At 63.2% G+C, this 21472-nt stretch carries 19 protein-coding genes; 3 read left to right on the top strand and 16 right to left on the bottom strand.

Translation table 11 applies throughout. From position 1 onward, the window contains the following. Positions 1 to 63: 63 nt before the first annotated feature. The 9 genes from ACVJGD_RS35630 to ACVJGD_RS35590 all read right to left on the bottom strand — a co-directional run bounded on the left by ACVJGD_RS35630 (position 64) and on the right by ACVJGD_RS35590 (position 9126). On the bottom strand, positions 64 to 1083 hold the full coding sequence (locus tag ACVJGD_RS35630; protein WP_456638580.1) for an alpha/beta fold hydrolase: 1020 nt from the start codon (positions 1081 to 1083) through the stop codon (positions 64 to 66). Between the two features lie 77 nt (positions 1084 to 1160). Continuing rightward, positions 1161 to 2198, bottom strand: a complete 1038-nt coding sequence (locus ACVJGD_RS35625) for an aliphatic amidase (RefSeq protein ID WP_456638579.1) — start codon at positions 2196 to 2198, stop codon at positions 1161 to 1163. A 73-nt stretch (positions 2199 to 2271) separates the two neighbouring features. Beyond that, entirely contained in the window at positions 2272 to 2967 is a 696-nt protein-coding gene (gene urtE, locus ACVJGD_RS35620; protein WP_456638578.1) for an urea ABC transporter ATP-binding subunit UrtE, read from the bottom strand. Next, positions 2967 to 3716 carry an urea ABC transporter ATP-binding protein UrtD gene (urtD, locus tag ACVJGD_RS35615; protein WP_456638577.1) on the bottom strand — a complete coding sequence of 250 codons (750 nt, stop codon included), beginning with the start codon at positions 3714 to 3716 and terminating at the stop codon, positions 2967 to 2969. The genes urtE and urtD overlap by 1 nt, the downstream gene beginning before the upstream one ends. 3 nt (positions 3717 to 3719) lie before the next feature. Continuing rightward, positions 3720 to 4811, bottom strand: coding sequence for an urea ABC transporter permease subunit UrtC (gene urtC / locus ACVJGD_RS35610; RefSeq protein ID WP_456640482.1), 1092 nt, complete (start codon positions 4809 to 4811; stop codon positions 3720 to 3722). A gap of 59 nt (positions 4812 to 4870) precedes the next feature. Beyond that, positions 4871 to 5764, bottom strand: a complete 894-nt coding sequence (urtB, locus tag ACVJGD_RS35605) for an urea ABC transporter permease subunit UrtB (RefSeq protein ID WP_456638576.1) — start codon at positions 5762 to 5764, stop codon at positions 4871 to 4873. 56 nt (positions 5765 to 5820) lie between these two features. Then, positions 5821 to 7077: an ABC transporter substrate-binding protein gene (locus ACVJGD_RS35600; RefSeq protein ID WP_456638575.1), complete on the bottom strand. Its 1257-nt coding sequence runs from the start codon at positions 7075 to 7077 to the stop codon at positions 5821 to 5823. A 255-nt stretch (positions 7078 to 7332) separates the two neighbouring features. Next, the gene (locus ACVJGD_RS35595) at positions 7333 to 7941 is read right to left on the bottom strand and encodes an ANTAR domain-containing response regulator (RefSeq protein WP_456638574.1); all 609 of its coding nucleotides are present in this window, start codon (positions 7939 to 7941) and stop codon (positions 7333 to 7335) included. Positions 7942 to 7965: 24 nt separating this feature from the next. Further along, on the bottom strand, positions 7966 to 9126 hold the full coding sequence (locus ACVJGD_RS35590; protein ID WP_456638573.1) for a transporter substrate-binding domain-containing protein: 1161 nt from the start codon (positions 9124 to 9126) through the stop codon (positions 7966 to 7968). A 287-nt stretch (positions 9127 to 9413) separates the two neighbouring features. Between ACVJGD_RS35590 and ACVJGD_RS35585 the strand changes: the two genes are divergently transcribed. Continuing rightward, a complete protein-coding gene (locus ACVJGD_RS35585) occupies positions 9414 to 9818 on the top strand; it encodes an Hsp20/alpha crystallin family protein (protein WP_456638572.1) in 405 nt (134 codons plus the stop codon). Positions 9819 to 9827: 9 nt separating this feature from the next. Then, positions 9828 to 12221 (top strand): endopeptidase La, encoded by a 2394-nt coding sequence (gene lon / locus ACVJGD_RS35580; RefSeq protein WP_456638571.1) that lies wholly within the window; start codon positions 9828 to 9830, stop codon positions 12219 to 12221. Between the two features lie 35 nt (positions 12222 to 12256). Here lon and ACVJGD_RS35575 read toward each other — a convergent pair whose 3' ends face one another. From ACVJGD_RS35575 to ACVJGD_RS35545, 7 genes are all read right to left on the bottom strand, one after another. Further along, complete coding sequence (locus ACVJGD_RS35575) at positions 12257 to 12589, bottom strand: cytochrome c (protein ID WP_456638570.1); 333 nt, start codon at positions 12587 to 12589, stop codon at positions 12257 to 12259. A 9-nt stretch (positions 12590 to 12598) separates the two neighbouring features. Next, positions 12599 to 13885, bottom strand: a complete 1287-nt coding sequence (locus tag ACVJGD_RS35570) for a molybdopterin-dependent oxidoreductase (protein WP_456638569.1) — start codon at positions 13883 to 13885, stop codon at positions 12599 to 12601. Between the two features lie 161 nt (positions 13886 to 14046). Beyond that, complete coding sequence (locus ACVJGD_RS35565; protein ID WP_456638568.1) at positions 14047 to 14541, bottom strand: YciE/YciF ferroxidase family protein; 495 nt, start codon at positions 14539 to 14541, stop codon at positions 14047 to 14049. Positions 14542 to 14657: 116 nt separating this feature from the next. Then, the gene (locus ACVJGD_RS35560; RefSeq protein ID WP_456638567.1) at positions 14658 to 15401 is read right to left on the bottom strand and encodes a Crp/Fnr family transcriptional regulator; all 744 of its coding nucleotides are present in this window, start codon (positions 15399 to 15401) and stop codon (positions 14658 to 14660) included. Continuing rightward, complete coding sequence (locus ACVJGD_RS35555) at positions 15402 to 18569, bottom strand: CheR family methyltransferase (protein WP_456638566.1); 3168 nt, start codon at positions 18567 to 18569, stop codon at positions 15402 to 15404. A 353-nt stretch (positions 18570 to 18922) separates the two neighbouring features. Beyond that, positions 18923 to 19204 (bottom strand): hypothetical protein, encoded by a 282-nt coding sequence (locus ACVJGD_RS35550; protein ID WP_456638565.1) that lies wholly within the window; start codon positions 19202 to 19204, stop codon positions 18923 to 18925. Between the two features lie 8 nt (positions 19205 to 19212). Beyond that, positions 19213 to 20214 carry a chemotaxis protein CheB gene (locus ACVJGD_RS35545; protein ID WP_456638564.1) on the bottom strand — a complete coding sequence of 334 codons (1002 nt, stop codon included), beginning with the start codon at positions 20212 to 20214 and terminating at the stop codon, positions 19213 to 19215. A 102-nt stretch (positions 20215 to 20316) separates the two neighbouring features. Between ACVJGD_RS35545 and ACVJGD_RS35540 the strand changes: the two genes are divergently transcribed. After that, entirely contained in the window at positions 20317 to 20712 is a 396-nt protein-coding gene (locus ACVJGD_RS35540; RefSeq protein ID WP_456638563.1) for a response regulator, read from the top strand. Positions 20713 to 21472 lie beyond the last annotated feature (760 nt).

The raw sequence follows: 21472 nt of genomic DNA, 5'->3' as shown, positions 1-21472 counted from the left end.
GCAAGCGGGAGAGGGGGTGCAGCCTCGGATACAGTTTGACCTGATCTCATCATGCTCCGGCCGTCACTTCGCGAGCAGTTCCTTCAGCTTCGCATCGATGAAATCGACATCCGCAGGGTTGGTGCCGGGACCGCCCGCGAAGTGCCCCCAGATCGAGGGGACCGGAACGAACTCGGCGTTCGGCATGTGCTCGACTTCGAACTTGCTGTCCTCCGGCGGAAAATAGAGGTCGGTCTGACCGGGCATGACGTAAGCCTTGGCCTTGATCGCGCCCAGCGCCGCCTTGAAGTCGCCGTTGTAGATTTCGTTGTCGCTGATATCGCCGTTCTGCCAGGTCCAGAGCATGGTCAGGAGATTGTTGGCATCCTTGGGCAGGAAGAAGCCTTCCCAGAACGCGACCAGGAAGTCTTCCAGCGAGGAGTAGCCCAGCGCCTCGAGATCGAGCTTCTCGCGATAGAACGCCTGCGAGAATCCCCAGCCGGCGTAGACGCGGGCCGCGGCGCGCAAGCCACGGGCCGGTTTCTCGGTGTACCAGCCTTCCTTCCAGACCGCATCCGCCGTCAGCGCCGCCTTCACGCCTTCGAGGAAGACGAAATTGTGCCGGGAGCACTTGGCCGAACCGCAGAACGGCGCGATCAGGTCCATCATATCAGGGTAGAGCGCACCCCAGTGGAAGGTCTGCAGCGCGCCCATCGACCAGCCGGTCACAAGACGAACGTGCTTGATGCCGAATTTCTCGGTCACCAGCCGGTGCTGGACGCGCACATTGTCGTACGCGGTCACGTAGGGAAAGCGCGGGCCGTTGTAGGGCTCTGGCGTGTTGCTCGGCGATGACGACAGCCCGTTGCCCAGCATGTTCGGGATGATGATGAAGTACTTCTTCGGGTCGAGCGCGCGGCCCTCCCCGATCAGCCACTCATTGTCGTAGTGCTGGCCCGAATACCAGGTCGGATAGACGATGACGTTATCCTTCGCGGCGTTCAGCGTGCCGAAGGTCTTGTACGCCAGCCTGCAGCCGCGCAGGGTCGCACCGCGCTGCAGCCTGACGTCGCCGAGGTCGTAGGTTTCGTAATCGAGAGTCATGACGGCGCATCCTCTCTTGTTTCATGACTTCGCGTGCGCCGGCCGATCATTCGGCCGGCGCCGCATCATATTCCAGTTCAGCGATGTGCGACCTTCTTGGCCGGGATTCCCTCGATCGGGCATTCCTCGGTGCCGACGGTCGAGCGCGTGAAGGATTCGACCATCTCGCGCGTCCCTTCCGGATCGGCGATCCACTTCGAATAGAACTCGTAGGGGCAGGTCGCGACGCCACGGTCGCCATCGCCGGAATTGATCATGCCGGTGTAGCCGCGGTGGACCAGCTTGAAGAGGTGGTTCTGCGACTGGCCATTCGCGCGCGCGTCGCGGATCAGCGACTTCGAGAGCTGGGCATACTGCACGCCGTAGTCCTCCTCGCCGCATTCGCCGAGCGTGCGGCCGTCGAAGCCGATGATCGCCGAATGGCCGAAATAGGAATAGACGCCGTCGAAACCGGCGGCATTGGCGACCGCGACATAGACGTTGTTGGCCCAGGCCATCGCCTTGGCCATGATGACCTGCTGGTCCTTGGCCGGATACATGTAGCCCTGGCAGCGCACGATCAATTCGGCGCCCTTCATCGCGCAGTCGCGCCAGATCTCGGGATAGTTGCCGTCATCGCAGATGATGAGCGAGACCTTCAGGCCCTTCGGCCCCTCCGAGACATAGGTGCAGTTGCCGGGATACCAGCCCTCGATCGGCACCCAGGGCATGATCTTGCGATACTTCTGCACGATCTCGCCCTTGTCGTTCATCAGGATCAGTGTGTTGTAGGGCGCCTTCTTCGGGTGCTCCTCGTGGCGCTCGCCGGTGAGCGAGAACACGCCCCAGACCTTCGCCTTGCGGCAGGCTTCGGCAAAGATCTCGGTCTCCTCGCCCGGCACGACGGACGCGGTCTCGTACATCTCCTTGGAGTCGTACATGATGCCGTGAGTGGAATATTCCGGGAAGATCACCAGATCCATGCCGGGCAGGCCGGTCTTCATGCCGACGATCATGTCGGCGATCTTGCGGGCGTTGGCGAGCACCTCCGCCTTGGTGTGAAGGCGCGGCATCTTGTAGTTCACGACGGCGACGCCCACCGTGTCGTTGCTGGAAGTAATATCACCGTGCAGCATATCGCTCTCCTTGCGGTTTTCTGGTCACTGGTTTTTGGTCTTCACGCACCGTTGCCTCCCCCGCGTCGCCCGCTCACACCGCCATGTGGCGGTGAACCAGTGCGTCGCTGAGCTCGCCGATCTCGCCCGACGCCACCACGCGCCCCTTCTCCATCATGGCGAAGCGATGCGCGGCGCGGCGGACGAACGATACGTTCTGCTCGACCAGGATGACGGTGAGCCCGACGTCCCGGTTGAGGCGGATGATGACGTTCTCGATCTCCTCGACGATCGAGGGCTGGATGCCTTCGTTGGGCTCATCGAGCAGGATGATCTTCGGATCGGCGGCGAGCGCGCGCGCGATCGCGAGCTGCTGCTGCTGGCCGCCGGACAGCACGCCGCCATTGCGATCGAGATTGTTCATGAGATACGGGAACAATTCCGCCACCAGCGGCGGGATCTCGCGCTTGCCGTCGTTGCGGGCAAACGAGCCCATCAGGATGTTTTCGCGGATCGAGAAGTCCGGGATGATCTCGCGGCCCTGCGGCACATAGGCGATGCCCGCCCGCGCGCGCTGGAACGTTGGCCTCGTGCCGAGGTCGTCGTCATCGAGCCTGATCTCGCCGCCCATGCGGTCGGTGAGCCCCATCAGCGTCTTCAGCAGCGTGGTCTTGCCGGTGCCGTTGCGGCCCATGACGGCGGTCACCTTGCCGTCGGGCACGTCGAGGCAGACATCGTGCAGGATGTGGCTGCGGTCATAGAAGCTGTCGACATGGGCAAAGGCGAGCATCACGAAATTCCCTTCGATCCCAGATAGGCTTCGCGCACCTTCGGATCGTTCTCGATCTGCTCGACATCCCCCTCGGCCAGCACCTGGCCGAGATGCAGCACCGTGATACGCTCCGCGATCTCGCGGACGAAGGCCATATCGTGCTCGACCACGATGATAGTGTGCCGGCCCTTGAGGTTGTTGACGATCTCGGAGGTCTTGTGGGTCTCGGCCTGCGTCATGCCCGCGGTCGGCTCGTCCAGCAGGATGATCTTCGGGTTCTGCGTGATCAGAAGGCCGAGCTCGAGCCACTGGGTCTGGCCGTGGCTCAGATAGGCGGCGATACGGTCCTGCTCCTCGGTGAGGCCGATCAGCTCCAGCACCTCGTCGACATTGCGCTCCGCATCGGTGCCGAAGCCGAAGCGCAGATTGGCGAACACGCCGGGCTTCTTGCAACTCGCCACTTCGAGATTGCGGCGGACCGTGAGCTCCTTGAACACGCTCGGAATCTGGAATTTCCGCCCGATGCCGGCGCGCGCGATCTTGTGCTCTTCCCAGTTGGTGATGTCGGTGTCGTGCAGATAGACGCGGCCGTCGGTCGACTTGGTCTTGCCGGAGATCAGGTCCATCAGCGTGGTCTTGCCGGCGCCGTTGGCGCCCAAGAGCACGCGCAACTCGCCGTCGTCGACCGTCATGGTCACGCCGTTGACGGCCTTGAAGCCCTCGAAATCCACGCTCAAGCCGTCGATGGTGAGTGCCGCCTGCGCCATCGCCTACTCCGCCAGTTGCGACGAGGTTTCGCTCACCCGCAGCGCCTGCGGCGAGGCCGCAGGTTTCCGCGCCAGCAAGCGATCGATGAAATCATGCGCGAGCCCGGCTAGGCCGCGCGGCAGATACAGCACCACCAGCACGAAGATCAGGCCGATGATCGCCTTCCAGGCTTCGGCAAAGCCTTCGGTCTCGCTGACGGTGGCCGAGATCGTGTTGATCAGGATCGCGCCGATGCAGGCCCCCAGGATCGAGGCGCGCCCACCGACCGCGGCCCACACCACCATGGTGATGGAGAAGGTCAAATCCATGAAGGTCGGTGACGCGAATTCCGACACGATCACGTAGAGCATGCCGGCAAAGCCCGCGATCGCCGCCGAGACCGCGAAGAAGAAGGTCTGGTAGGCCGGCACGTCGAAGCCGAGATAGCGGGCGCGGTTCTGGTCGTCGCGCACCGCCTGCAGGATCAGGCCGGAGCGCGTGTCGATCAGGAGCCGCGCGCCGACAAGGACGAGGCTGAGCGAGACCGCGACGAGATAGTACGTGGGAACGATGTAAGGATCGAACTCAAGGCCCGCGACATTGAACCAGCCGAGATCGGTGAGCCCGTTGAAGCCGTTGGTGACGGGCTGCGAGTCGATCACCACCAGCCGGACCAACAGCACCAGCGCCAGCGTGATGATGGAGACGAACACGCCGGAGATGCGCTTGCGGAACACGATGGTGCCGAGGATGGTTGCGAGCACCACCGGCAGGATCAGTCCCATGGCAACGCCGAACCATTGGCTCTGGAACGGCAGCCACAGAAAAGAGGCCTTGTTGATGCAGCAGAGTTCGGTCGGCGCGCCCGGCTCGGCGTTCCACAGCATGAAGTCCGGCACCGGTTTGTCGGAGCCCTGCTGCAGGCTGGTGGTGCTCGCGAGCTTCAGCGACATCGCCAGCATGTAGGCGCCGGCGCCGAAGAACAGGCCCTGGCCGAGATTGAGGATGCCGGCATAGCCCCAGGACAGCGCCACCGCGACGCCGAGCATGCCGAACACGAGATATTTTGCGACACGATTGAGCCAGAACGCATCCATCACCAGCGGCAGGAGCATCACCAGCACCACGAACGCGGCATAGATCGCCCAGTCGATCCTGCGTTTCATCGGCATCGCTAGCGCCCCTTCAGGGCGAACAGGCCCTTCGGCTTGAGCACGATGATGGCGATGACGACGCCGAACACGACGGCGCGTGCCAGGATGTCGTTGGTCGCGGCTGCGACGAGCCCGTTGATCTCGCCGAGGATGCCGGCTGACAGCACCGAGCCGAGCAGGCTGCCGACGCCGCCCATGACCACGACGAGGAAGCCGTCGACCACCATCGAGGTGCCCATGTCGGGAAACACGGTCTTGAAGCCGGACATCATCACGCCGGCGACGCCGGCAAGGCCTGAACCAAAGGCAAAGGTCAGCGCGTTGACGCGGGTCACATCGATGCCGCAGGCCGCCGCCATCTTTGGATTGCGGATGATGGCGCGCACCTGCGTGCCAACAGACGTGCGGTAGATGATGAACCAGGTCACAAGCGCGAGGATCGCGGTCACCAGGATGATGAAGGTGCGGTAGCGGTTGATATCGGCGCCGAGGATCGAGAACGTGCCCTGCAGGAACGGCGGAACGGCGACGTTCTGTAGGCCGGGTCCGAGCCCCTGGATATGGATGCCGAGAAACGACAGGCCGAATTCCAGCCGCACTGCCTGCTGGATCAGGATGGCGATGCCCCAGGTCGCGAGCAGCGTGTCGAGCAGGCGACCGTAAAGACGCCGCACCACGACACGCTCGATCAGCAGCCCGAGCAGCGCGGTGACGATGAAGGCGAGCGGGATCGCCACGAAGATATTGGTGCCGAGCCAGATGCCGGAGAGCACCGTGACGTAGGCGCCGACCATCACCATCTCGCCATGGGCCATGTTGATCACGCCCATCGCGCCATAGGTGATGGCAAGACCGAGGGCGACCAGAAGCAGGATCGACCCGACACTAAGACCGATAAAGAGAACTTCGAGCATGCCACCGCCCCACCCTCCACCGCGCGAGCAGGCGCGGCGGAGGCTGTGTGCCAGGATCAGGTTTTGAGCTTGGCCGTCTCCAGCCCCTTGCCCGTGCAGAACAGGTTGGTCGGGGTCTCGCCATAGGCGACATAGGGCAGCGGGACGACCGGCTCCTTATAGGCGTCGATGATCTTGCCCTGCCCGTCCGGGAGCCACTGCGCGATGCGCGGCGTGAGATAGGTGTGCAGATTCTCAGGATCGATCTTCACATGGCCGTTTGGCGCGTCGAACTCCTGGCCTTTCACCGCCTCGCGGATCGCGACCGGCGTGATCTCGGCGGCTTTCTCGGCCGCCTGCTTCCACAGGAACACCTGGAAATAGGACGACTCCAGCGCGTGGTGCGTCACCGCCTTCGGATCCTTCACGAAGGCGCGGTAGCGCTCGACGAAGGCCTTGTTGCGGTCGGTGTCGATCGCCTGGAAGTACGGGAACGAGGTGTAGCTGCCGACCGCATATTCAGCGCCCATCGCCGCGATCTCGATCTCGGACGTCACGGTGGCGCAGATCGGCAGCTTGTCGTGGGTGAGGCCCTGGTTCTTGTATTCGCGGTAGAAGGCGACGACGGAGTCGCCGACCACGTTGGACAGCACGACGTCGCAGCCCGAGCTCTTGATCTTGTTGACCATCGAGCCCCATTCGGAATGGCCGAGCTCGAGATATTCGTCAGCGATCCATTCGCCGCCGTTCTTCTCGATCAGGATCTTCGAGACCTTGGCCATCTCGCGCGGATAGATGTAGTTCGATCCGACGATGAAGAACTTCTTCTTGCCGAGCGTCTTGATGATCCACGGAATGAAGTTCGAAAGCTGCTGGTTCGGAACGGCGCCGGTGTAGACGACGTTCTTGGAGCATTCGAAGCCTTCGTAATAGGTCGGATAGAAGTAGAGATTGTTGCGCTTCTCGAACACCGGCAGCACCGCCTTGCGGCTCGCCGAGGTATAGGAGCCGAACACGGTCGGCACCTTGTCCTGGATGACGAGTTTTGAAGCCTTTTCGTTGTAGGTCTTCGGATCGGACGCACCGTCCTCGGCGATCGCCACGACCTTCATGCCCTTGACGCCGCCGGCGGCGTTGATCTCGCTGATCGCCATCAGCGTGGCGTCGTGCAGCGACTTCTCAATGATCGAGAGACCTCCGGTCAGGGAGAACAACACACCGACCTTGACCTCGCCCGCCGCACGCGCGCCGGTCTGGAAGACCCATGGCGACGTGATCACCGTGCCCGTTGCGAGCAAGCCATTCCTCAAAAACCTGCGTCTGTCGATCGCCATACCTACACTCCCCATGTGTCCAGGCACACCACGCCCTTCGCGCCGAAGCGCGTTGTTTCGAAGCCAGAAAAGTCCCAGATCAGGCCGCTCCCCCGAAAACGCTAACGCGTCGGCGGCGAATCTCGACCCCACAAAGCAAAAAAGCCCGACAGATCCTCGCGGATCTTTCGGGCTTACCTAGCCAGCGCCGGACCAGCAGCATCGATGGTCCAGCAAAAGTCGCGAGAAGGATTTCCTCTCGCGACACCGCAAAAGCTAATCACCTTTCACGCGGTATTGCAACAGCTCGTTTGCGTGGATGATCGCGGCCGCCATCTCGTCCATCGACAGACGCTTCGCCATCGCCTGTTTGCGGATCGTCTCATACGCTTCCGCTTCATTCAATCCCTGGCCGTCCATCAGAATGACCTTCGCCTTCTGGATGCGCTGGATGCCGGCGAGCTTGCGCTCGAGTTTGCGCATGCGTTTGTCGGCCTCGCGCCGCTCGAGCCACAGGCTGCGCGCGATCGTCAGATTGGTGAGCAGACCGAACGGCCTGATCGGTCGCTCGATCACCGCGACCGCGCCGGCCTCCAGTACGAGCTGCAGCGTAGACGGATCCTCGTAGCTGACAACGGCGATCAGCGTCGGCCGGTGGTTTGCATCCGACTTCAACAAGCGCTGGATCTCCTCGCGCACGTCGTGCTCGATCGCAAGCAGCACGATGTCGGCGCCCTCGGCCCAGCAGTCCGGCACCGGCCACTGGGTCTCGACCATGCACCCGATGCGGCGCAGATGCTCGACCAGCTTGGTGCGCTCGGTGTCAGCCGGATGCACGACGTGAACCCGCAATCCGCGCAAGTCCCGAAGGATTTGGATAGCCACGTCCAGTTCTCCGTTACGGGGTGCTCATGAGTGGAGCAACGGCAGCTCGACTGACCAATCGTCGAGGCTCTGGACGACACAATAGGGATCGGGCTTCACCCGCACGCCGGGATTCCAGACCGTCTGGAAACGGCCGTGCCGGTCGAGCCGGGCAATCCGGGGCCACAGGAAGGTGTGGTTGTTCTCGGGATCGACCCTGACGCGGCCCTGCGGGGCATCGAATTCGGCATCGCGCATATTTCCCAGCACCTGTTCGGGATCGTCGGAGCCGCATTTCGCGACCGCGCGAAACGCCAGATGAAGCTGGAAATAGGCGGCCTCGGCGCAGGCGGTGACGGGCGCATCAGCACCATACTTCTCCTTGAAGCTGGTGACGAAGCGCTTCGCTGCGGGGGAGGAAAGCGTCTCGAAGAAAGGAGCGGCGGTGATGTGGCCTTCGGCGGCCTCAGTGCCCATTTCCGCAACCTCCGCTTCGCTGGTGGTCAGGCTCGCGATCGGCATCCGCGCCGGATCCAGGCCGGCGGCGCGATAGGCGCGATAGAGCACGGATGTGCCGCTGCCGACCACGGTGGAGAAAATGACGTCGGGCGAGGTCTTCTTGATGCGCTTGATGACCTTGTCGAAATCGTCGGGCGTCGGGCGCAGCGGCACGTAGATCTCGTCCAGCACCTTGCCCTTTCCCTGTACCACGAAATCGGCCATCACGCGGTTCGACTCATAAGGATAGACGTAGTTCGAGCCGACGAACAGGAATCGGTTGTAGGCGGACAGCAGAAATTTGGCGAGCTGCAGCGAATTCTGGTTGGGCGCGGCACCCGTATAGATGCAGTGGCGCGAATATTCGAAGCCCTCATACAAGGTAGGATAGAACAGCAAGCCGCGATGCGCCTCGACCACCGGCAGGACCGCTTTGCGCGTGCTTGACATGTAGCAGCCGAACAGAAGCCTGATCCTGTCCACCTGGAACAGCCGCTCGGCGAACGCGCGATATTTCTTGGGGTCCGATGCTGGGTCGTACATCACGGGCTCGACCGGACGGCCAAGCACGCCACCTTTCGCATTGATCTCCTCGATCGCCAGCAAGGTGGCATTGAGTTGCGTCCGCTCGATCGCCGATGTCACGCCCGTCTGTGAAAACAGCACGCCGACGCGCCACGCACCGGCATTATCCTCCATCGATCCCATAATGAATCAAACCACCCCACATCTCCGGCGAACGGATTGCGCGCCTCCCGTCAGCTTAGTACCGATCCGTTCGGATTGAAAAGCCGCAAAGTAATGCAGGGATGGTCGATGTGGTCCTTGCGAAGAACCCGCGGCTGAACGGCACCGAGACGCAACCCACAACGGTTCCGGCAGACCGTCTGTCAAGCGTCATTGGCTGCCATTGTGCCTGTGCAAGCCGTGCGCTTTCGGAGTAGGTTTGAGGCACGCGACGAGCTTTGCGAATTTTACTGGAGGCGGAACGACAAATGCCGACAAAAGATCCGGTCAACTGGATGTTGTCTGAAGCGATCGAATCGCTCGCCCGCGCCGAACGGCTGCACCAACGATTATTCAGCCTGCAGCCGGGCGGCACGCGCGAGGTCAATTGGGAGCCTCCGATCGACGTGCTGGAGACCGATCGGGAGCTGTTGATCTTCGTGGCGCTACCCGGTGTCGATCCCGATCAGGTGGTGGCGATCATCGAGAACGGCGTGCTGATCATCAGGGGGCACCGGATATTGCCGGCTGAGCTCCGCGACGCACTGATCCACCGGCTCGAGCTGCCGCAAGGCGGGTTCGAGCGCCGCATTGCCTTGCCGGCCGGACGCTACGCCGTCAGCCGAAGCGCCCAAAATGGATGCGTCGTGTTGCGCCTGTCGAAATCCGTGTGAGAATTCAAGATGTCGTCTGATAGTGAAAATCCCGGTTCGGCCGCCGCCGGTGCGAAAGCGGAATCGATCGCGATCCCCTCGGATGCGCTGATCATCGTCCCGGTCCGCAACATCGTGCTGTTTCCGGCCGTCGTCGCTCCGATCACCATCGCCCGCGCAAAGTCGATCGCCGCCGCGCAACAGGCGCTGCGCGAACAACGGCCCGTTGGAATCCTGCTGCAGCGAAACGCTGAAGTCGACGATCCCGGTCCCGACGACCTGCACCGCATCTGCACCATCGCCAATATCGTCAGATACATCACTGCGCCCGACGGAACCCATCATATTGTCTGCCAGGGGGTGCAGCGCGCCCGCATCCTTGATTTCCTGCCTGGCACGCCCTTCCTCGCCGCGCGGGTGCTTCACATTCCGGAGCCGACGACCACGTCGCCCGAGATCGAGGCGCGCTTCATGAATCTGCAGCGGCAGGCGATCGAGGCGGTCCAGCTCTTGCCGCAGGCGCCGCCCGAGCTGGTCGGCGCCTTCCAGGCAACGACGGCTCCCGGCGCACTCGCCGATCTCACGGCGTCCTATATGGACATCAAGCCGCAGGAGAAGCAGGAGATCCTCGAGACCATCGACCTCTCATCCCGCATGGAGAAGGTGTCGCTCTATCTCGCAGAACGTCTCGAAGTGCTGCGGCTGAGCAACGAGATCGGCCAGAAAACGAAAGCCGCCCTCGACGAGCGCCAGCGCGAAGTGCTGCTCCGCGAGCAGATGGCCACCATCCAGCGCCAGCTCGGCGAAGGCGAAGGCAAGGCGCAGGAGGTCGCGGAATTGAGCGCGGCCATCGACAAGGCGAAGATGCCGCCCGAGGCCGAAGGCCAGGCGCGCAAGGAATTGCGCCGCTACGAGCGGATGCCGGAAGCGGCCGCCGAGGGCGGCATGGTTCGCAGCTATCTCGACTGGCTCATCGATCTGCCCTGGGCGCTGCCGGACGAAAAGCCGATCGATATCCGCGACGCCAGGCGCATCCTCGATGAGGATCATTTCGGGCTGGAGAAGATCAAGGCGCGGATCATCGAATATCTCGCGGTCCGCAAGTTGGCGCCGCATGGCAAGGCGCCGATCCTGTGTTTCGTGGGTCCTCCCGGCGTCGGCAAGACTTCGCTTGGCCAATCGATCGCACGCGCCATGGACCGCCCGTTCGTGCGCGTCAGCCTCGGCGGTGTGCACGACGAGGCGGAGATCAGGGGACACCGCCGCACCTATATCGGCGCCCTGCCCGGCAACATCATCCAGGGCATCAAGAAGGCAGGCTCCCGCGCCTGCGTCATGATGCTCGACGAGATCGACAAGATGGGACGCGGCATCCAGGGCGACCCCTCGGCTGCGATGCTCGAGGTGCTCGATCCCGAGCAGAATTCGACATTCCGCGACAACTATCTCGGCGTTCCCTTCGATCTCTCGCGCGTCGCCTTCATCGCAACCGCGAACATGCTCGATACGATTCCGGGACCGCTACAGGACCGGATGGAGATCATCAGCCTGCCCGGCTACACCGAGGAGGAGAAGCTCGAGATCGCGCGGCGCTATCTGGTGCGCCGCCAGCTCGAGGCCAACGGCCTGAAGCCGGACCAGGCGACAATCGAGGACGAAGCGCTGCGATCGATCATCAAGGGCTATACGCGGGAGGCCGGCGTCCGTTCACTCGAACGCGAGATCGGCAAGGCGCTGCGCTATGCCGCGGTGCAGATCGCGGAGGGCAGCTCAGCCAAGGTGACGCTCGGCGCCCGCGATCTCACAACCGTGCTCGGCCAGCCGCGTTTCGAAGGCGAGATCGCGCTGCGCACCAGCGTGCCCGGCGTCGCGACCGGCCTCGCCTGGACACCGGTCGGCGGCGACATCCTCTTCATCGAAGCCACGCGCGTTCCCGGCAGGGGCGGACTGATCCTCACCGGCCAGCTCGGCGACGTGATGCGGGAAAGCGCGCAAGCCGCGTTGACGCTGGTCAAGAGCCGCGCCGCGCAACTCGGGATCGATCCGTCGCTGTTCGAGAAGAGCGACATCCATGTCCATGTGCCCGCGGGCGCCACGCCGAAAGATGGTCCGAGCGCCGGCGTCGCCATGTTCACCGCGCTGTCCTCGCTGCTCACCAATCGCACGGTAAGGCACGACACCGCGATGACCGGCGAGATATCGCTCCGCGGCCTGGTGCTGCCGGTCGGCGGCATCAAGGAGAAAGTCGTCGCGGCCGCTGCCGCCGGCCTGACCCGGGTCATGCTGCCGGCGCGCAACCGGCGGGATTACGATGACATTCCGCAAGGCGCACGCGACAAGCTGGAGTTCATCTGGCTGGAGCGCGTCGACGATGCCATCGCGCAGGCGCTGGAGCCGGCGAAGCAGCCGGCCGCCGCGCAATAGAAAGTGCACCGGGCACGCGGCTCCCCGCGTGCCCCTCAATCCTTGCCTTTGGTCCGCACCAGGTAGCTGACGATCGCCGGCACGTCCGCCTTATCGATCGGCGCCTTGTAAGTGTTGATCATCTTGTGCACTTCGGCTTCCCATGTCGCCTTGGGCAATGGCGGCTGGTTCAGCACCATGTCGGGCGAGTGGCAGGCGAGGCAATTGTTGTTGATCGCATCGGCGCTGGAGCCGCCGGGAAACAGGGCATCGCCTGCCGGCAGCTCCACGGTCGTCGATTTGAGCGTCGGCAGATTCTGAACCCAGGCCGGCGTCGCGCACAACAGCGCGCTTCCGAAACAGCCGATCGCAGCCAGACGTTTCAGCATGATCAGCTCCTACATTGCCTTGACCTGCACGGTCTCGATGACGTTGCGCATGAAACCGCTGCCGTTCCAGTTCGGCGTGTCCGGCTGGACGTCGCCTGATGAATTGGTGCAACGGACCATCAGCGCGTGATCGCCCTTGTCGGCAAGCGCAAGATCCGTCTGCCACTGGCGAAAGCCGTACTTGCCGAAGTCATCGCCAAGCTTGGCCGGCTGCCATGACTTGCCGCCGTCGCTGGAGAACTCGACCTTGGCGACACCGGTGTCGCCGCCAAAGGCGATGCCGCGGACGGGCACGCGCGTGCCCGCGGCGAACGACGCGCCGTCAGCGATATTGGTGAAGAACGAGCGCGGCACCATCCGGTTGATCGGCACCATCTTCACGCCGCTCTGTCCCGGCGCGATGCTGGCGTGAGGCGTATCTGGAATCGTATATGCGACCGCCATCCAGTAATTATCGTCAGGCTTGTCGAGCACTTCGATGTCGCTGAGCATCTTGACCCAATAGGTCGAGTACCATCCCGGCACGATCAGCCGCAGCGGAAAGCCGTTGAGCAGCGGCAGTTGCTCGCCGTTCATGGCGTAGGCGATCATGACTTCGCCGTCGCGGGCATGATCGATCGCAAGCGACTTCCGGAAGGTCGGAGCGTCCGGCACGACCGGTTCGTCCAATCCCTTGAAACGGACCTGAACCGCTCCGGACTTGACGCCGGCGCGGTCCAGCACGTCCTTCAGTCGCACGCCGGCCCATTTGGCGTTGCCCATGGCGCCATGCGCCCATTGCGCGCCGGGCACGCGAGGAGCGAAGAAGCCGCGCGAATTGCCGGAGCATTGATTGACCGCGGCCAACTCCACCCGCGGCAGGTCGCGGACGATGTCCGATAGCGACAGGGACAGTGTCCGATCGACATGGCCGCGCACCGCAAGCCGGAAGGCGTTCGCATCGACCGAATTCGGAATCTCGGCCCAGTGCCAGCGCACATAGAACTGATCGTTCGGCGTGAAGACGCCGCGATCGAACACGTCCATCGGCGTTTCAAGCAGCGGCGGCCGCACCCGCTGCAGGATCATGTCGCCTTTCTGCGGAAAAGCATGCGTGACTGGCCGTTGCCGCGGCCCGCCGGCAAACGGCAATTTGACGAATTCGTCGGCGAAGGCCGGCGAGACAGCAAGCGACAGGCCGGCAACTCCAATGTTCCGAAGCACCGCACGGCGCGACAGACGCTGAGTGGCGGCGGAGCGGGCGGGATGCAGGTTCCGCAGCGAACGGCTGAGCGCATCTTCCTTGTCGTCGCGCATCGGAGCTTCTCCTCGGGCAAGGCGGCCCCGAGCCCATCGGCACCGCCCATCACAAATCCGAACAATAACATACCCAGCCTAATGTCGACCGGACACCCGGGTATTTCGAATTTGCCCGCTACCGAGGCAGCGAACCGCGCAACGTCGGAGGAAGCGGCCGATCAGGCCGCCAGCGCGTCCTGATTGATTTCACCCTTGGCAAGCGCCGTCAGCAATTCGTCCGCCCGCTTTTCCTCCTCGAGCGCACCATGCAGCAGCCGCTGGTCCTCCCGAAGGTCGAGCTGGCCCGCAAGCGCAGCCGTGCTTCCATAGGCTGCGATCTCGTAATGCTCGAGCTTCTGCGCGGAGGCGATCAGGCCGGCGTCGCGGAGGTAATCGTCCTTCAGGATTGCGCACATCTTCTCGGTTTCATGGATCAGCGCCTGCATGGCCTGGTCCGTATGCTGCTCGGCGCCGGCGCCGTGCTTTTGCAGGATCGACCGCAGCCGTTCCTCCTGCATGAGGGTTTCCCGCTGATGCCGCTCCAGCGCGGCCCTCAGCGAAGGATGCGAGGCCGCCTTGGCCATGCGCAGCAATGCCTCGCCAAGCTGCTGCTCGACGCTGACGAGTTCCTGCAATTCGGCAAGATACATGTCCTTGAATCTCATGATCTCCATGGTGGTATCCTTTCGCTTTCGAACGGACCGCCGCCAGCCGACCGCTGCGGCCCTCAAGCTGACCACTCAACGAAGGGAACCAATCGCCGGTTCCAAAACCACGACGCCGGCGCGGCTCACGCCCGATAGAGATACAGATAATTCGGCGAGAACAGCGCCGTGCTCTTGAGCGCACCCAGGTCAGTGATCGTCAGCGTCCGCTCGCGCAGCAGGATCAGGCCGGAGCTGCGCAAATCCTGGAGCGTGCGGTTGAGATGGACCACCGAGAGGCCGGTCGCATCGGCCAGATCCATCTGGGTCACCGGGAAGCCGCACGAATTGCCGTCGGTCAGCCCGACCGGCCGCAGCCGTTCATAGATCTCGCACAGGAGATGCGCCACGCGCTCGAGCGCCAGCCGGCGGCCGAGATTGATCGCCCATTCGCGCTGGATCGCGCTGTTCAGCAGCGTCTCGCACCAGAACGCCTCTGCGAGCGAACGGTCGTGCGCGACCAGCGCTTCGAATTGCGGACGTTTCACCTCGGCATAGACCACCGGCGTCAAGCTCGCGATGGAATGATCCATCACCGACAGCAGATAGGCATAGGCATCGCAGGTTTCGCCCGGCAGGACGAAATTGACGATTTGGCGTCTTCCATCCTCCAGCGTCTTGTAGCGACACAGCCAGCCCGACAGGATGATCCGCACGCCGTTGATCGAATCGCCCTCGGATATCAGGTCTTCGCCCGGTCCGATGCGCTGCATCCCCTCGCGAATCGTCCGTTCGAGCGAGGCGATGCCGTCATCCGATATGCGGCGCAGCGCATTCAGTCGCCGGATCACCGGCTGGGCCAGGCTCGCGTCGAAAACGGTGGGATGCATCTAGGCGCCCATCGCGGGCGTATGGATGGTCCGCCGGTTCAGCGGGATCGTAATGATGCAGTGAAAACCGCCAGTGTTGAAGGTCATCGTGGTCTGCCCCTTGAATTCGAATGCCAGCGTCCGCTCCAGCAATTCGGCTCCGAAGCCTTTCCGGGGCGGCGGGACCACAGGCGGGCCACCCCGCTCGCGCCAGTCGAAAATCAGTTGCGGCGGATCGACCGCCTCATCAATGCGCCAGCCCACCTCGATACGTCCGGAGGACTGACTTAAAGCGCCGTATTTGAGCGCGTTGGTGGCAAGCTCGTGGATCGCGAGCGCAAAGGTCTCCGCAGCCTTTGGCTGCAAACGCACGGTAGGACCGGAGGCCCGCAACTGCTCACCCTCGCGGGCATTATAGCCGAGCAGTTCCTCGATGACGAGATATTCCAGATCGACGCCGCTCTCGGGATCGCGCGTCACCATCGCCTGCGTGCGCGCGAACGCGTTCAGTCGGCCGTCGAGGTGAGCGGCATATTCCTCGACATTGGAGCTTGTTTCAGCGGAGCGGCGCGCAATCGAGCGGACGACGCCGAGCGTGTTGCGGACGCGGTGCTGGAGTTCTGTGAGCAGTAGCCGCTGCCGCTGCTCCGCGCGCGTGAGCGCGGTGACGTCGATGAAGGTGACGACCACGCCGGCAATGAAATTGTCGATGCTCCGGTACGGCAGGATGCGGACAATGTAGCGCGTGCCGCTGTCGGGCACGCTCAATTCGCGCTCGGTGCTGGCCAGCGTCCGCAGCACCCGGCGAACCTCGTCATAGAGCTCCTCGATCGGAATCCGCGCCTTGATATGCGAGATCGGCCTGCCGACATCGGTTTCGACGAGGTGCAGCACCTGGGTGATCGCAGGCGTGAAATTCATCACTTTGAGGTCATTGTCCAGGAACACGGTCGCGATCTGCGTGCTCTCGAGGAAGTTCTTCAGGTCGCTGGTGGCGCGGGTCAGCTCCTGCACCCGGTGCGCCAGCTCGCCATTGACGGTGGTCAATTCCTCGTTGACCGACTGCAGTTCCTCGCGCGAGGTCTCCAGCTCCTCGTTCGCCGATTGCAGCTCCTCATTCAGCGACTGATATTCCTCGTTGGAGGATTTCAGTTCCTCGTTGGTGCTTTCGAGCTCTTCGATGGTGGCCTGCAGCCGCTCGCGCGTGGCCCGCAATTCGCTCTCCAGCCGCTCGACGTGCTCGGTCCTGACCAGCGCATTGGGATTATTCTCCTTGTTGTCGAGGACCTGGACCGGGCCGTCCTTGAACAGCACGACGAAACTGCGGGAACCGCCGGTGCCGTCTTGGATCGGCTCGACGGTGACATCGACCATCACGCGATGGCCGTTCACGCCGAGTTGCACCTGCTCGGCATGCGCGGCCTCGTTGGTCTCCGCCGCCCGGCTGAGCGCCGTGCGCAATTCGAGCCGGAGATCGCGATGCACGAGACCGAGCAAATCGAGCGTCGCGGCGCCCGCGGTCGGCTCGATATAGCGGCCGGTGCGGCCCGAAAAATGCAGGATTTGGAAATTCTCGTCGGTGATGACGTAGGCCGGTGCGTAGCGCTCGGCGATGCGCTGGGCGCGGCGTTCGAGCCCGACATCGGGACCCAGGGACCGGACCGGCGGGGCTTCGACGGCCGCGCGCCCGGCCGCGGTCGTGATCGGGAATTCCGGCGGCAGGCGGGTGCCGGTCTCGAGCCTCTTGAAGATGCGCGCCCGACGATCCACCGGCGTGAACAGTTTTGGATGCCGCGTCACATTCTCGGAATTGCCGAGGAACAGGAAGCGGTCCGGCAGCAAAGCAAAATGAAACAATGGAATGACCCGGTTCTGCAACTCGGCGTTCAGGTAGATCAGGAGATTGCGGCAGGATACCAGATCGAGCTTCGAGAACGGCGCGTCCTTGATGACGTTGTGCTGCGAGAAGATGCACATCTCGCGCAGTTCCTTCACGACGCAGTAGGTGTCGCCTTCGCGGACGAACCAGCGCGCCAGCCGCTCCGGCGACATGTCGCCCTCGATACTGGTCCGATAGCGCCCGACCCGGGCCGCGGCCAGCGCGCGCCCATCGATATCGGTCGCAAAAATCTGCACCTGCGGCGGCGAGTCGAGCTTGGCCATTTGCTCGCGAAGCAGGATGCCGATCGAGTAGGCCTCTTCCCCGGTGGCGCAACCCAGCACCCAGACACGGACCTGCTGGCCGGCAGCCTTGTTCTCGAAGATCTTCGGAATGACCTGGGTTTCCAGCACTTCGAATTCCCGCTTGTCCCGGAAGAATTCGGTGACCCCGATCAGGAGGTCGTTGAAGAGGTGCTGCGCCTCGTCCTTGTCCTGCCGAAGGTAGTCGACATAGGCGGCAATCTCATCGATCTGCACCACCTGCATGCGCCGCTGCACGCGGCGAAGGAAGGTGTTCTGCTTGTAGCCGTGGAAATCGTTGCCGGTTTTGTTGCGCAGGATGTCGGCGATGCGCGACAGCGAACTGGCTGCGGCGGCGAGAATCTCGTCAAATCCCTGCCTCTCCTCCAGCCGCCGCAGATGGCGGGCGTAGACCTGGATGTGCTCGGAGATATCCTCAGGCGGCAGCACGAAATCAGCCATCGCGGCCGCATGATTGCTGTCGGCGAGGTGATCGTCAGGATCGCTGACGATACGTTCGGCGATGGCCAGCCCGCCATGGTCCTTCAGGGTCGCGACGCCGAGTGTCCCGTCACCGCCGGTCCCGGCGAGCACGACCCCAATCGCTTCCTCCGCGCGTTCTTCCGCTAGCGATACCAGGAAGCTGTCGATCGTGGCGCGTTCGCCCGGCGCCTGCTCCGCCTTGCGGATAGCGAGGCGATCACCCTGGATCGTGGCGATCCTGTCGGTAGGGCAGAGATAGATCGTGCCGCCTTCGATCGCGACGCCGTCCTGGATTTCGGAAAGCTGGCTACTATCCGAGCGCTGGAGCATCTCTCGCAGCCGTCCGTCGTCGAACGCCTCGCGATGCTGCAACACCAGGACGACGGCCTGGTCGGAATTGAGCGTCAGCTTCGAGAAGAACCGCTCGATACTGTCCATTGCGCTGGCGGACGCGCCGACGCCGATGACTAGCGGGGCCTTTGCACGACGTCCCGCATCCACTGGTTCCGATCCGGGTTCACTCATGGCGCGGCGGCTCTCGTTGTTCTCTTGGGCCTGATTCAGCTCGGCAAACCATGCACATAGCAGACTTTGACACTACCCCAACAGAGATTACGGCGAAATAACGCGTGAGAGTACGATCCGATCGACTGCTCAGCGCAGCCGCCCGCCCTAAGGCATCGAACGCCATACTGGCAAGACTGGCCTCGGAACTCACGATCGCGACTGTAGGAAGAAGTCACAGCCCGGATCGTCCGGCCGATCTAGCCGGTTGCGAATGCACGGCGGTTGCTGATCGAGAACGGTTGCTTGCGCAAAGCGTGCGGCAACGGCTTGACTGCAAGTGCTCAGTGCCGGATTCCCGAAGCCCCGACGCGTCACTTCCCCTTGACCGGGACCGGATAAAGTTCGTTCTCGAGATATGCGATGCGCTGCTCGATCAGCGTGCGATGGCACTCCCATTGCAGCAGGGTCTGCTCCAGGAGAAGGACGAGGCGTTCGGCCTGCGTCGTATCGTGGCCGGCGGCCTGCAGGTCGAAGAACAGATCCTGCTGGTTGCGGAGGCGTTTGGAGCCTTCCTCAATATCGGCATCTGCCTTGATCAGAAGCCGCCGCTCGACCCTGAGCTGCTCGGCACGCTCGGCAAGCGATATGGCCATGGCAACGCCTAAGCTTTCGGAGGCCGCGGGTCGAGTGATTGTAGCACGACGCGCCGGATCATGTCGGCATATTCGCGATATTCTGCCGCCCGCGCCTCATACATTTCGGCCACCGCGGCCCGGCCGCTGTGGCTGCCATCCAGCGCCATGCGGTGGACCAGTTCGGCGCGCTCCTCAATGATCCGCAGCGCCACCCGCAAGGCCTCATCGACACGGTTTTCCTGCTCCCTGGCCAACGCATCAGCGGTATAGGCGTGACCGACCTGGCAGCGGAAACGCAGCGGATGACCGTCCTTGAGCTGTGAAAGCACGCCACCGCAGCCCGGACAGGTCAGCGGCGCCGGATCGGCAATCGGGATCAGGCGATCGCTGCCGATCCGCTCACCTGCGGCGATCTCGACTTCCAACCGGATTTCCGGCGGAATCGGCAGCGCGGCACCCGCCGCTTCACGAACCAGGTCGGATAACACGTCGCCGATCCCGCGGCCGGAAACGCAGAGGTCGACGGTGGTCGCCTCGAGCGCGCGCAGCGGCATCTCGTCGGCTGTGGCATCTTTGGGGTCCTGCACCAGCGCGAAGCCGCCGCAGCGCTTGATCGCATTCAGTCCGGCTGCCCCGTCGGACAGAAATCCGCTCAGGACGACGCCGATCACCCGGGGTCCATAGTGCAGCGCCGCGGAGCGAAACAACGGATCGATCGCCGGACGCACCATGTTCTCGCGCGGGCCGCGGCCCAACATCATGTGATCCCTGAACAGCAACAGATGGTGGTCCGGTGGCGCGAGATAGACGTGGCCATGCTCGATGATCATGCCGTTCTCGGCCTGGCGAACCGGCAGCTTGGCGGCCGAACTCACCACGGTGGAAAGGATTCCTATCCCCTGGGCCGGTATGTGCAGCACGATGAATATCGCCGCCGGCAAGTCCGCCGGCAGCCGGCTTAAGATGTCCTTCAGCGGCGCCGTTGCGCCGGCAGAGCCACCGATGACAATAATGTCGCGGTTGCCCATGGAACCCACCATTGTTTGGAGTGTTTTACGACAAGGCGAGGCTTCGCCTTACGTTCCTAATTCCAACGGAGGATTCCGGCGGCGCAGGACGCTGGAGGTACAATGTCAGCACCGGTTCTTCTTCGCGAACGCGGCCTCTTGGCCGGACGCCGCGTCCTTATCGTCGAAGACGAATATTTCCTCGCCGACGATATCGCGCGCGCATGCCAGGCACTCGGCGCCGAGATCGAGGGGCCGGTCGGCGATGTCGAAGATGCGCTGGCCATCCTGAGTGGACTGCGGACGGTCGATGGCGCAGTGCTCGACGTTAACCTCAGAAACGCGTCGATATTCCCCGTCGCGCGCGGGTTGCAGTCCCGCGGCATCCCCTTCGTGTTTACGACGGGCTATGACAGGACCGCGGTGGACCCCGAATTCGAAGACGTCCCGCTGTGGGAGAAGCCGCTCGATATTGCCGCGATGACCCGCGGGCTGAGCGAGCTGATCGTGCCGCACTGACAAGTCGCCATCCACGTTCTCCCCTCACGCGATGATGCCAAGGACGTGGATGCCCGGTGCCCGGCTACGCGAAGGCTTCGCCGGGCGCGCCAGTGTCAGTCCGGCGAAGCGACAGCGAAGACGGGCAAGCCCGGGCATGACGGCGTCGTATCATTCGTGCGATTTTCCTTAAGCCAATCAACGTGATTGCCTTGTCCAGCCCTCGCGCAAAAAACATTCCGCTTTCGCCGTCGGGCAAATCAGTGCTTTAACTCCGCGCGTCTCACGGCGGATGAGGGGCGGCTCGCGATCGTCACGAACGTTGCGGTGAGATGCGGTGGACGTGATGGGTGTGACTGACGAGCACGCACATCACGGACGGCGAAGTCGTGTGGTTCTGGCGCCCCGACGCTGGCGCTAAGTTTTTTGCGTGAACAAATTCACGCAAGAGATGACGGTGGCAAGAAAGCCCGGTCACCGGGAAGAGCACGAAGTAAACCGTAAAACCACTGCGCAGGGAAAGCCGGAGTTGCTTCGGTTGACCTGTGGTCCTACCCCCGTGCTTTTTGTTGCACGGGGCCCACGGGTGCAACCGGCACCCGGCTTTCCCTGCGCCCTCTGATATCGAGGAGGGCGGAAAGTGACGCAAAGCTCGGGCGATACATGCCGCGAGAATGCGGACTCACATCCACATCGCTGTTTGAAATTTGAATCCGAATCCCACCCCACGTCGTCCCGGGCTTGCCTCGGGACCCATAACCACAGGCCATTGTCGTGTGCT

This window comes from Bradyrhizobium sp. USDA 10063 (genome assembly GCF_054063735.1).
Note: the sequence above shows the minus strand (reverse complement) of the source record. Positions and strands in the feature narration are given on the sequence as shown.

Excerpts from the sequence above, each read along its gene's own strand:
- ACVJGD_RS35540 (WP_456638563.1), top strand. The coding sequence starts at position 20,317 with ATGTCAGCACCGGTTCTTCTTCGCGAACGCGGCCTCTTGGCCGGACGC.
- lon (WP_456638571.1), top strand. The coding sequence starts at position 9,828 with ATGTCGTCTGATAGTGAAAATCCCGGTTCGGCCGCCGCCGGTGCGAAA.
- ACVJGD_RS35590 (WP_456638573.1), bottom strand. The coding sequence starts at position 9,126 with ATGGGATCGATGGAGGATAATGCCGGTGCGTGGCGCGTCGGCGTGCTG.
- ACVJGD_RS35565 (WP_456638568.1), bottom strand. The coding sequence starts at position 14,541 with ATGGAGATCATGAGATTCAAGGACATGTATCTTGCCGAATTGCAGGAA.
- ACVJGD_RS35575 (WP_456638570.1), bottom strand. The coding sequence starts at position 12,589 with ATGCTGAAACGTCTGGCTGCGATCGGCTGTTTCGGAAGCGCGCTGTTG.
- urtD (WP_456638577.1), bottom strand. The coding sequence starts at position 3,716 with ATGGCGCAGGCGGCACTCACCATCGACGGCTTGAGCGTGGATTTCGAG.
- ACVJGD_RS35555 (WP_456638566.1), bottom strand. The coding sequence starts at position 18,569 with ATGAGTGAACCCGGATCGGAACCAGTGGATGCGGGACGTCGTGCAAAG.
- ACVJGD_RS35630 (WP_456638580.1), bottom strand. The coding sequence starts at position 1,083 with ATGACTCTCGATTACGAAACCTACGACCTCGGCGACGTCAGGCTGCAG.
- ACVJGD_RS35550 (WP_456638565.1), bottom strand. The coding sequence starts at position 19,204 with ATGGCCATATCGCTTGCCGAGCGTGCCGAGCAGCTCAGGGTCGAGCGG.
- ACVJGD_RS35585 (WP_456638572.1), top strand. The coding sequence starts at position 9,414 with ATGCCGACAAAAGATCCGGTCAACTGGATGTTGTCTGAAGCGATCGAA.
- ACVJGD_RS35560 (WP_456638567.1), bottom strand. The coding sequence starts at position 15,401 with ATGCATCCCACCGTTTTCGACGCGAGCCTGGCCCAGCCGGTGATCCGG.
- ACVJGD_RS35625 (WP_456638579.1), bottom strand. The coding sequence starts at position 2,198 with ATGCTGCACGGTGATATTACTTCCAGCAACGACACGGTGGGCGTCGCC.
- ACVJGD_RS35600 (WP_456638575.1), bottom strand. The coding sequence starts at position 7,077 with ATGGCGATCGACAGACGCAGGTTTTTGAGGAATGGCTTGCTCGCAACG.
- ACVJGD_RS35570 (WP_456638569.1), bottom strand. The coding sequence starts at position 13,885 with ATGCGCGACGACAAGGAAGATGCGCTCAGCCGTTCGCTGCGGAACCTG.
- ACVJGD_RS35545 (WP_456638564.1), bottom strand. The coding sequence starts at position 20,214 with ATGGGCAACCGCGACATTATTGTCATCGGTGGCTCTGCCGGCGCAACG.
- urtE (WP_456638578.1), bottom strand. The coding sequence starts at position 2,967 with ATGCTCGCCTTTGCCCATGTCGACAGCTTCTATGACCGCAGCCACATC.
- urtC (WP_456640482.1), bottom strand. The coding sequence starts at position 4,811 with ATGCTCCTGCCGCTGGTGATGGATGCGTTCTGGCTCAATCGTGTCGCA.
- urtB (WP_456638576.1), bottom strand. The coding sequence starts at position 5,764 with ATGCTCGAAGTTCTCTTTATCGGTCTTAGTGTCGGGTCGATCCTGCTT.